8 protein-coding genes and 1 tRNA gene are annotated in these 8,644 nt (G+C 57.8%); 2 read left to right on the top strand and 7 right to left on the bottom strand.

The window, feature by feature from the left end; all coding sequences use genetic code 11:
• Positions 1-198: 198 nt before the first annotated feature.
• The 3 genes from ACIQ0R_RS09100 to mutL form a co-directional block, all read right to left on the bottom strand.
• Positions 199-275, bottom strand: a tRNA-Met gene (locus ACIQ0R_RS09100).
• 89 nt (positions 276-364) lie between these two features.
• Positions 365-1,453: a tRNA (adenosine(37)-N6)-dimethylallyltransferase MiaA gene (gene miaA, locus ACIQ0R_RS09095; RefSeq protein ID WP_395826381.1), complete on the bottom strand. Its 1,089-nt coding sequence runs from the start codon at positions 1,451-1,453 to the stop codon at positions 365-367.
• Between the two features lie 5 nt (positions 1,454-1,458).
• A complete protein-coding gene (gene mutL, locus ACIQ0R_RS09090; RefSeq protein WP_395826379.1) occupies positions 1,459-3,336 on the bottom strand; it encodes a DNA mismatch repair endonuclease MutL in 1,878 nt (625 codons plus the stop codon).
• Positions 3,337-3,507: 171 nt separating this feature from the next.
• On the opposite strand from mutL, the gene ACIQ0R_RS09085 reads away from it, so the two are divergent.
• Positions 3,508-4,152 carry a VTT domain-containing protein gene (locus ACIQ0R_RS09085; protein WP_395826377.1) on the top strand — a complete coding sequence of 215 codons (645 nt, stop codon included), beginning with the start codon at positions 3,508-3,510 and terminating at the stop codon, positions 4,150-4,152.
• A gap of 157 nt (positions 4,153-4,309) precedes the next feature.
• Here the strand turns inward: ACIQ0R_RS09085 and ACIQ0R_RS09080 are convergent, their stop codons facing one another.
• Both ACIQ0R_RS09080 and tsaE read right to left on the bottom strand, forming a co-directional pair.
• Positions 4,310-5,665 (bottom strand): N-acetylmuramoyl-L-alanine amidase, encoded by a 1,356-nt coding sequence (locus ACIQ0R_RS09080; protein ID WP_395826375.1) that lies wholly within the window; start codon positions 5,663-5,665, stop codon positions 4,310-4,312.
• On the bottom strand, positions 5,629-6,117 hold the full coding sequence (gene tsaE, locus ACIQ0R_RS09075; RefSeq protein ID WP_395826373.1) for a tRNA (adenosine(37)-N6)-threonylcarbamoyltransferase complex ATPase subunit type 1 TsaE: 489 nt from the start codon (positions 6,115-6,117) through the stop codon (positions 5,629-5,631). The genes ACIQ0R_RS09080 and tsaE overlap by 37 nt, the downstream gene beginning before the upstream one ends.
• A 44-nt stretch (positions 6,118-6,161) precedes the next feature.
• Between tsaE and queG the strand changes: the two genes are divergently transcribed.
• Positions 6,162-7,274 (top strand): tRNA epoxyqueuosine(34) reductase QueG, encoded by a 1,113-nt coding sequence (gene queG / locus ACIQ0R_RS09070; RefSeq protein WP_395826371.1) that lies wholly within the window; start codon positions 6,162-6,164, stop codon positions 7,272-7,274.
• A 24-nt stretch (positions 7,275-7,298) separates the two neighbouring features.
• Here the strand turns inward: queG and ACIQ0R_RS09065 are convergent, their stop codons facing one another.
• The gene (locus tag ACIQ0R_RS09065; RefSeq protein WP_395826383.1) at positions 7,299-8,300 is read right to left on the bottom strand and encodes an AEC family transporter; all 1,002 of its coding nucleotides are present in this window, start codon (positions 8,298-8,300) and stop codon (positions 7,299-7,301) included.
• Positions 8,236-8,499, bottom strand: coding sequence for a hypothetical protein (locus tag ACIQ0R_RS09060; protein WP_395826369.1), 264 nt, complete (start codon positions 8,497-8,499; stop codon positions 8,236-8,238). Before ACIQ0R_RS09060 ends, ACIQ0R_RS09065 begins: the two co-directional genes overlap by 65 nt.
• Positions 8,500-8,644 lie beyond the last annotated feature (145 nt).

Here is an 8,644-nt window from a genome sequence, read left to right as displayed (position 1 = left end):
GTCTTTCCAAAGGATCGTTGATTTTACGTTACCTATGGAAGACTAAATTTCGGGGGAAGCTCACACCTTCAGCGCATTGCTGCAACTTTGCTGCAATTCCAGCTCTTTCTATACACTAAACGCCCCGAAATATCCTAAAATAGAAACAAAAATGGCTTAGCTCGAAGCGAGCTAAGCCATTTTTGTTGGAATATTCTTTGGTGGTGATAGGTGGACTTGAACCACCGACCCCAGCATTATGAGTGCTGTGCTCTAACCAACTGAGCTATATCACCAAACAAGCCCGCAATTATGCGGTTTTCGTTAAAAGCTGTCAAGAAAAACAGGATTTTGACGTGGGGTTTCCGCAAAAATTGTGACGTTATTATCGTTTTAGGGCGTTGCTGACTGTTTCCAGGACGGTCTCGGCGACGTGGTTGCCGATGCAGTCGATGACGATCCGGTCGGGCATGGCGCGTAGCCATGTGAGTTGGCGTTTGGCTAACTGGCGGGTGGCGGCGATGCCTTTTTCACGCAGCTCCTGATAGCCGTACTGGCCGTCCAGATATTCCCAGGTCTGGCGATAGCCGACGCAGCGCATCGACGGCAGGCCTGGATGCAGGTCGCCGCGGGCGCGCAGGGTTTCTACTTCCTGGATTAATCCGCCTTTTCTGGCGCCACTGTCCAACGCACCACTCTTCGGCGCGCCATTCTTCATCAAGCCATCCTTGGTTAATCTGCCCTTGATTAATCCACCCTGCGTCAATCCGGCCGCCGTTGAACCATCATGTTGTTGATCCAGCATCAAATCGAAGCGTTGCGCGATGCGCTGGTGTAACACGCTGCGGTCGGACGGTTCCAGCGCGAGCGGCAAGATGTCGAACGGTAGTTCGGGGGCGGGGCGGTGGGTGAGTAGCGAGGACATGCTCTGGCCGCTGAGTTCGATGATTTCCAGCGCGCGCTGAATGCGCTGGCTGTCGTTGGGTTTGAGGCGGGCGGCGGTGAGCGGGTCGAGTTGGGCCAGCCTGGCGTGCATGCCGGGCACGCCGATCCGGGCGGCTTCGGCGTCGAGCCTGGCGCGCAGCGCCGGATCGGCTTGCGGTAGTTCATCGAGGCCGTCGCGCAGGGCCTTGAAGTAGAGCATGGTGCCGCCAACCATCAGCACCAGTTTGCCGCGTGCGTGGATGTCTGCGAACAGGCGCAGTGCGTCGTCGCGGAATTGCATGGCCGAATAGGACTGGGTCGGTTCCATGATGTCGATCAGGTGATGCGGGACTGCGGCCAGTTCGTCGGCGTTGGGTTTGGCCGTGCCGATGTCCATGCCGCGATACACCAGTGCCGAATCGACGGAGATGATTTCGGCCGGAATATGGCGGGCGATGTCCAGCGCGGAGGCGGTTTTGCCGGACGCCGTCGGGCCCATGATGGCGACGACCAGCGGCTTGCGCTTGGATGAGGCGGAGGGGGATGACATGCTGCTTACTGTCCGCGTAAAAAGAGTTTATCCAGATCGGAGAGGGCTAGCTGGCTCCAGGTTGGGCGGCCGTGGTTGCACTGGTCGGCGCGCTCGGTGGCTTCCATCTGGCGCAGCAGGGCGTTCATCTCCGGGATGGTCAGGCTGCGGTTGGCGCGCACGGCGGTGTGGCAGGCCAGCGTGCCGAGCAGTTCGTTGCGGCGTTCGACCAGCACCCGGGAGCCGCCGAACTCGCGTACGTCACGCAGCACGTCGCGTGCCAGCGTTTGCGCATCGGCGTTCTTTAGCAGGGCCGGCACTGAACGCACCGCCAGCGTGGGGGGCGACATGGCGGCGATGTCAAAGCCCAGCGCATGCAGGGTGTCGCGGTTTTCTTCGGCGGTGCCGACTTCGATGGCATCGGCAAAGAACGTCACCGGGATCAGCAGCGGCTGCACCTGCATCGCATCTTTATCCAGCGCGCCTTTCAATTGTTCGTACAGAATGCGCTCATGCGCGGCGTGCATGTCGACCAGCACCAGGCCTTTGGTATTTTGCGCCAGGATATAAATGCCGTGCAATTGTGCCAGCGCGAAGCCAAGCGGGAAGTCGTCGGCTGGTAGGGTGTGATTGGCGGCGGCAACTGCGGGCGCAGTGTTGGCGGCGTAGCCATGCGTGTTGCCCGGGCTGCGGTCGGCATCGGCAAACAGTGCGCCGTAGTTGGCGGCAGTCTGGGCGACGCCATGCGTGGTTGGTGCAAACTGCGGGCCGAACGATGTCTGGTGATGAAGCGGTTGCGCTGCCGGTTGCAGAATCGCTTGCAAGTGTTCTTGCGAACCGCGAATCCACGGCATGGCGCCGCTCGGCGCAGCCAGCGGGGCCGGGGTCGCGCCAAACGATGTGGCAGAGGTTTGCGCCAATGCACGGCTGACGGCGTGGAACACGAATTGGTGCACGGCACGGCTGTCGCGGAAGCGTACTTCGATTTTTGATGGATGGACATTGACGTCGACCAGTGCCGGGTCCAGGTCCAGCGCCAACACATATGCGGGATAGCGGTCGCCGTGCAGCACGTCCTGATAGGCGGCGCGTACCGCGTGTACCAGCAGCTTGTCGCGCACGAAGCGGCCGTTGACGTAGAAATACTGGGCGTCGGCGCGTGCTTTAGAGGCGGTCGGCAAGCCGACGAAGCCGTGCAGGCGCAACGGTCCGGCGGCTTCGTCCAGCGCCAGGCGGGCGTTGGCGAACTCGTTGCCGAGGATGCTGGCGCTGCGTTTGGCGATGTCGGTGACGTTCCAGTGATCGATGGTCTTGCCGTTGTGGCTCAGCGAGAAAGATACATCCGGCCGCGTCAGGGCAATCCGCCGTACCACTTCCGCGCAATGGCCGAATTCGGTCTGCTCTGATTTCAGAAATTTGCGGCGCGCCGGTGTGTTGAAATACAGGTCCTGCACATCGACGGTGGTGCCTTGGGCGCCGGATGACGGCGTTACGGCCAGCGTGCTGCCGTCGATTTCTGAGGCGTGCGCGGCGTCGGCGTTGCGCGAGGTCAGCGTCAGTTGCGATACCGACGCAATCGAGGCCAGCGCTTCACCGCGAAAACCCAGCGTGGCAACGTTTTCCAGATCGTTTAGCGAGGCGATTTTTGAGGTGGCATGGCGCGCTAGCGCCAATGGCAGTTGTTCCGGCGTGATGCCGCGGCCGTTATCGGCGATGGCGATGCGTTTGACGCCGCCTTGTTCCAGGCGCACCGTGATTTGGGTGGAACCGGCGTCGAGCGCGTTTTCCAGTAATTCCTTGACCACGGCGGATGGCCTTTCGACTACTTCGCCAGCGGCGATTTGCGAGATCAGGTTGTCCGGCAGTTGCTGGATCGGACGGATGGGGGCGAGCGGTGCATTCATGTGGCGATTATACCTAAGCGCGCCTCAGCGCGAGGCGCTGGCTGGGATCGAGGGGGCCGTATAGCGCGTTGAAAGGTTTTTTAGACGCCGTTAACATAATCAAGCAACCGATCTGTCTTTTTGTTGTCTTTCGTAGTGTATTATTCCCGCGCTAACTGAGGAAAAACACTTATGGACTTTATGCAATTCATCGATGTCATCCTGCATGTCGATAAATCTCTTGGTTTCTTGATTAAGGAATACGGCACGTTGATTTACATGGTGCTGTTCCTGATTGTTTTTTGCGAAACCGGCCTGATTGTCCTGCCGTTTTTGCCCGGCGATACATTGCTGTTTGTCGCAGGCGCATTTTGCGCCAACGGGGAGATGAACATCTGGGTCTTGATGGGATTGCTGATTATTGCGGCAACTACCGGCAATACCTTGAATTACTGGATCGGCAGCATGATTGGCCATAAAGTCTATACCCATGATTACCGCTGGCTGGATAAGGCTGCATTACAAAAGACCCACGCATTCTATGAGCACCACGGCGGCAAGACCATCATCCTGTCGCGTTTCGTGCCGATCGTGCGAACCTTTGCGCCGTTTGTGGCTGGCGTATCGGAAATGACCTTCTCTAAATTCCAGTTTTTTAATATTACCGGTGCTCTGTTATGGGTGATGGGCCTGGTGACCGCGGGCTATTTCTTCGGCAATATTCCGATCATTCGCGATCATCTGAACACCATCGTGCTGATCGGCGTCGGTGCCGCCGTGCTGCCGGTAGCGGCGGGTGCGTTCTGGAAGCTTTATCAGAAGCTACGCGGTGTGTGAGTGGCGCTCATCAACGTTTTTAAGTTATTCTCAGCGCGTTTCTGGTTTCTGGTTTCGAGTTTCTAATAACGCGGCAATCGCGATTGCCAAATAAAACAAGGGCCTGACGCATCGATATGCATCAGGCCCTTGTTGTTTTACCTTGCTCAATAATGACTCAGGTCAGGCGGTTTCTGGCTAGCGACGGGTTGCGGGCAAAATACTTCTTGATGCCTTTCAACACGGCATCCGCCATCTGGTCCTGGTAGGCGTTGTCGGTCAGCTTGGCCTCTTCTTCCGGATTGGAGATGAAGGCGGTTTCAATCAGGATGCTCGGGATGTCCGGGGCTTTCAGCACGGCGAAGCCGGCTTGTTCCACCGCGCCTTTGTGCAGCTTGTTGATGCCGCCGATTTCATTCAGCACGGCGCTCCCCAGCTTCATGCTGTCATTGATCTGGGCTGTGGTTGATAAATCCAGCAAGACGCTGGCCAGTTGCTTGTCGTGGCTCTTGATGTTGATGCCGCCGATCAGGTCGGCTGAGTTTTCTTTGTTAGCCAGCCAGCGTGCTGCCGTCGAGCTGGCACCTTTTTCCGATAGGGCGAACACTGATGAGCCGCGCGCGGTTGGCGTGACGAAGGCATCGGCATGGATCGAGACGAACAGATCGGCTTGCACCTTGCGCGCTTTTTGTACGCGTACCCCGAGCGGCACGAAGAAGTCGGCATCGCGGGTCAGCATGACGCGCATGTTTGGTTGTTGCTCGATCTTCGCTTTGAGACGTTTGGCAATCGATAGCACCACGTCTTTTTCACGGTTGCCGCCGCGTCCGGTGGCACCGGGATCTTCGCCGCCATGGCCGGGATCGAGGGCGATGGTGATCATGCGTGTCAGGCCTGGAGTGGGGGTCTGGTCCGGCTTCGGATCGATCCGCGCGATTTGCGACTGCTCCGGTTGCTGCTGCGCCTGAGCTTGCGGTTTGGGCTGCGGCGGTTGCGCTTGCGCGATTTGCGGCGCGGGATCGGCAGAGCCGCTTGGCCATTCGCCTTTTTCGATCATTGCGGCGATCGGGTCGGACGGATTGACCGGATACAGGTCGAACACCAGCCGATGCTGGTAGTTGCCAACCGGCTGCAATGTAAATACCTGCGGCTTGACTTCTTCTTTCAGATCAAACACCAGCCGCACCACATTGGGGCGGTTCTGGCCGACCCGTACCTGCTTGATATAAGGGTCGTTCGACTGAATTTTGGCGACCAGTTCTTTCAAGGTCGGGCTCAGCTCGATGCCTTCGATGTCAACCACCATGCGGTCTGGGTTCTGCACCAGGAAGTGGGTGGTTTTCAGTTCAGAGTCGTTTTCCAGGGTAACGCGGGTGTAGTCTTCTGCCGGCCAGACGCGCACCGCGACAATTTGCGCTGCACGTGCGGACAGTGGCGCCAGGACTGAAATCAGCAACGTGCCGCCAGCCTTGAGTACCGTCCGGCGGATTTTGGATTTCAGAGGTTTGGTGCAAATTTCAGTCGAGCGAGACATTGACTTCCCTTATCAGAAAACGCCTGCAATTCTACATCACGTCCTTTGCCGGAAACATTGAGCAATACGCGAATGTCGGGTTGCGGCAACGCCGGAGCGCCCTTTTCCGGCCATTCGACGATACAGACGCTGCTGCTGTTGAAATGCTCCCGAAAACCGGCTTCCAGAAATTCGTCCGGACTAGCCATCCGGTACAAGTCAAAATGGATTAATTCAACCGTCTGTTGATCTATCTGGATGGCATAAGGTTTCGCAAGCGTGTAAGTCGGGCTCTTGACATGGCCTTGGTAGCCCGCAGCGTGCAGTAAAGCACGGGTCAGGGCGGTCTTGCCGGCGCCGAGATCGCCCTGCAGGTGAATCGAGATTCCTGGCAGTAAAGTGCGCGCCAGTGCAGCGCCCAGAGCGTTGGTGCCTGCTTCATCGTGCAGGTGGGTTGTAAAACGCGGCTTCACTTAACATAGTCCTCTATATAAAATCTTTCCGGAAAACCCGCCCGATGTTCGTAACGGATCACAATTTAATTGCGCTTACCGCCACTATCAAGGCATGGGGGCGCGAGCTTGGCTTTGCCGAGATCCGCATATCCGATGTCGACCTGGCGCAGCAGGAGGCAGGTTTTCAGGCGTGGCTTGAGCTTGGTTATCACGGTGAGATGGATTATATGGCAGCCCACGGAATGAAGCGCGCCCGGCCTGCGGAACTGGTGCCGGGAACGATCCGGGCGATTGTGGCGCGCATGGATTATTTGCCGCGCGAATATCAGGGTGACGGCGGCGCCTGGCGCCGCCGCGAGCAGGCCCGGCTGAATCCTGGTGCTGCCGGCACGGCCACGGTGTCGTTGTATGCGCGCGGCCGCGATTATCACAAGGTGCTGCGTTCGCGCTTGCAGCAACTGGCTGACCGCATCAAGGATGAAATCGGCGAATTCGGTTATCGGGTATTCACCGATTCGGCGCCGGTGATGGAAGTGGCGCTGGCGCAGAAGGCCGGTTTGGGCTGGCGCGGCAAGCACACCCTGCTGCTCAACCGCGAGGCCGGATCGTTCTTTTTTCTGGGTGAAATTCTTACCGATCTGCCGCTGCCGCTGGATGCGCCGATCAGTTCGCATTGCGGCCAATGCAGCGCCTGCATCGATGTTTGTCCGACCCAGGCGATTGTCGCTCCGTACCGGCTTGATGCCCGCCGTTGCATCTCTTATTTGACGATCGAGCTGAAAGGCAGCATCCCGCTTGAGTTGCGGCCGTTGATCGGCAACCGGGTTTATGGCTGCGACGATTGCCAGCTGTTTTGTCCGTGGAACAAATTTGCGCAGCCGTCTACGCTGGGTGATTTCGATGTCCGTAACGGACTGGATCAGGCCACGCTGGTGGAGTTGTTCGGCTGGACAGAAATGCAATTCAACAGCCGCATGGAAGGCAGCCCGATTCGCCGCATCGGCTATCAGCGCTGGTTGCGCAATATGGCGGTGGGTTTAGGTAACGCCGCCGCAGCCGGTGCCGGTACCGGTAGGCCGCAGATCGTTGCAGCTTTGCGGGCGCGCATGGACGATCCGTCCGAGCTGGTGCGTGAGCATGTCGCGTGGGCGTTGCAGCAGCACACAGAGGTTTGAGGCGATGCGCATGCAGCAAACTCTTCAGTGTTGCAGCACCCACAGCCAGAACGGTAGCGTCAGTGCTGATAATAGGGTGCCGCTAGAAATCAGGAACGCCACCAGCGGACCATTACCGCCCATTCTTGCCGCCAGAATGTAGGCGCTGGAAGCCGTCGGCAGCGCGCAAAACAGTACCACGATCTGCAACTGCGCCGGTGCCAGGCCAAACCACTGCCCGAGCAGTAAAGCCAGCGTCGGCAATGCCAGCAGTTTCACCGCCAGGAAATAAGCCGACAGCGCCTTGGCGCGCTGGACTCCGGTCAAGCGCAGACCGGCACCGACTAGTAGCAGGCCCAGCGCTAACGCGGCATTGCCAAGGCGCGACAGCACTGCCCCGGCGACTTCCGGTATCGGCAATCCCAGCAAGCTGTAGAGCAATCCGCAGGCAGTGGCGATCAGCAGCGGATTACGTGCCAGTTCCTTGAACAGACCGCCGTTTTTGTGTGCCAGCGCGTGCACTGCCGCCAGATTGCACAGCGGGACGCCGAACCCGATCAGCAATGCCATCATGCCGGTCGCTTCTTCGCCGCCGAGCCTTGCTGCCAACGCTAGCGCCATGTAAGAGTTGAAGCGGTAGCCGGTTTGCATGCCGGACTCGTAATCCATCGGTGCCGCTTTGATCCACGGCTTGCCCAGCCAGGTCAGGATGATGGCTCCTACCAACGCCAACAAGCCGATTGCCAGCATCTTGCCGCTGGTATCGAAGCGCAGCGGCGTGCGTGCAGTGGAGTAGAACAGCAGCGCTGGGAAAAGTAAGAAATACACGAGTTTTTCGGCACCGGTCCAGAATTCGTTACCCCAATTGCTGAGGCGGCGCAGGGCCAATCCCAGCAGAATCAGGGTGAAATCGGGGAGCAGCAGGTTGACGATGTACATGGCTTGGCGATTATTGGAAAAGAAGCTGTGCGTGGCAGGCTTGCTATGCTTGTAAGGAGAGTGCGTTGCCGGTTGTCGGTTTTTGATTGTCGATTGTCGATTGTCGATTGTTGATTGTTGATTGTTGATTGTTGATTGTTGATTGTTGATTGTTGATTGTTGATTGTTGATTGTTGATTGTTGATTGTTGATTGTTGATTGTTGATTGTTGATTGTTGATTGTTGATGATCCGCTGCCGTCGCTGTTCGGGCAGGGAGTTCGCGCCGGGATATACTGGGACTCAGGTGGCAAAGTCCGGCCGCCCATTTTACATTGGAGCGCTCAGTTGTTTGAGCTTCCCCCGAAATTTAGTCTTCCATAGGTAACGTAAAATCAACGATCCTTTGGAAAGACCAGCAATGAAGAAGATACCAAAACAGATGTACACGGCGGAGTTCAAGGAGCTAGCCGT

It is taken from the genome of Collimonas sp. (genome assembly GCF_044339385.1).
Taxonomy (GTDB): Bacteria; Pseudomonadota; Gammaproteobacteria; order Burkholderiales; family Burkholderiaceae_D; genus Collimonas.
Note: the sequence above shows the minus strand (reverse complement) of the source record. Positions and strands in the feature narration are given on the sequence as shown.

Bases quoted from the DNA above. Each gene is read 5' to 3' on its own strand.
- miaA (WP_395826381.1), bottom strand. From the start codon at position 1,453: ATGTCATCCCCCTCCGCCTCATCCAAGCGCAAGCCGCTGGTCGTCGCC.
- mutL (WP_395826379.1), bottom strand. From the start codon at position 3,336: ATGAATGCACCGCTCGCCCCCATCCGTCCGATCCAGCAACTGCCGGAC.
- ACIQ0R_RS09085 (WP_395826377.1), top strand. From the start codon at position 3,508: ATGGACTTTATGCAATTCATCGATGTCATCCTGCATGTCGATAAATCT.
- ACIQ0R_RS09080 (WP_395826375.1), bottom strand. From the start codon at position 5,665: ATGTCTCGCTCGACTGAAATTTGCACCAAACCTCTGAAATCCAAAATC.
- queG (WP_395826371.1), top strand. From the start codon at position 6,162: ATGTTCGTAACGGATCACAATTTAATTGCGCTTACCGCCACTATCAAG.
- ACIQ0R_RS09060 (WP_395826369.1), bottom strand. From the start codon at position 8,499: ATGGGCGGCCGGACTTTGCCACCTGAGTCCCAGTATATCCCGGCGCGA.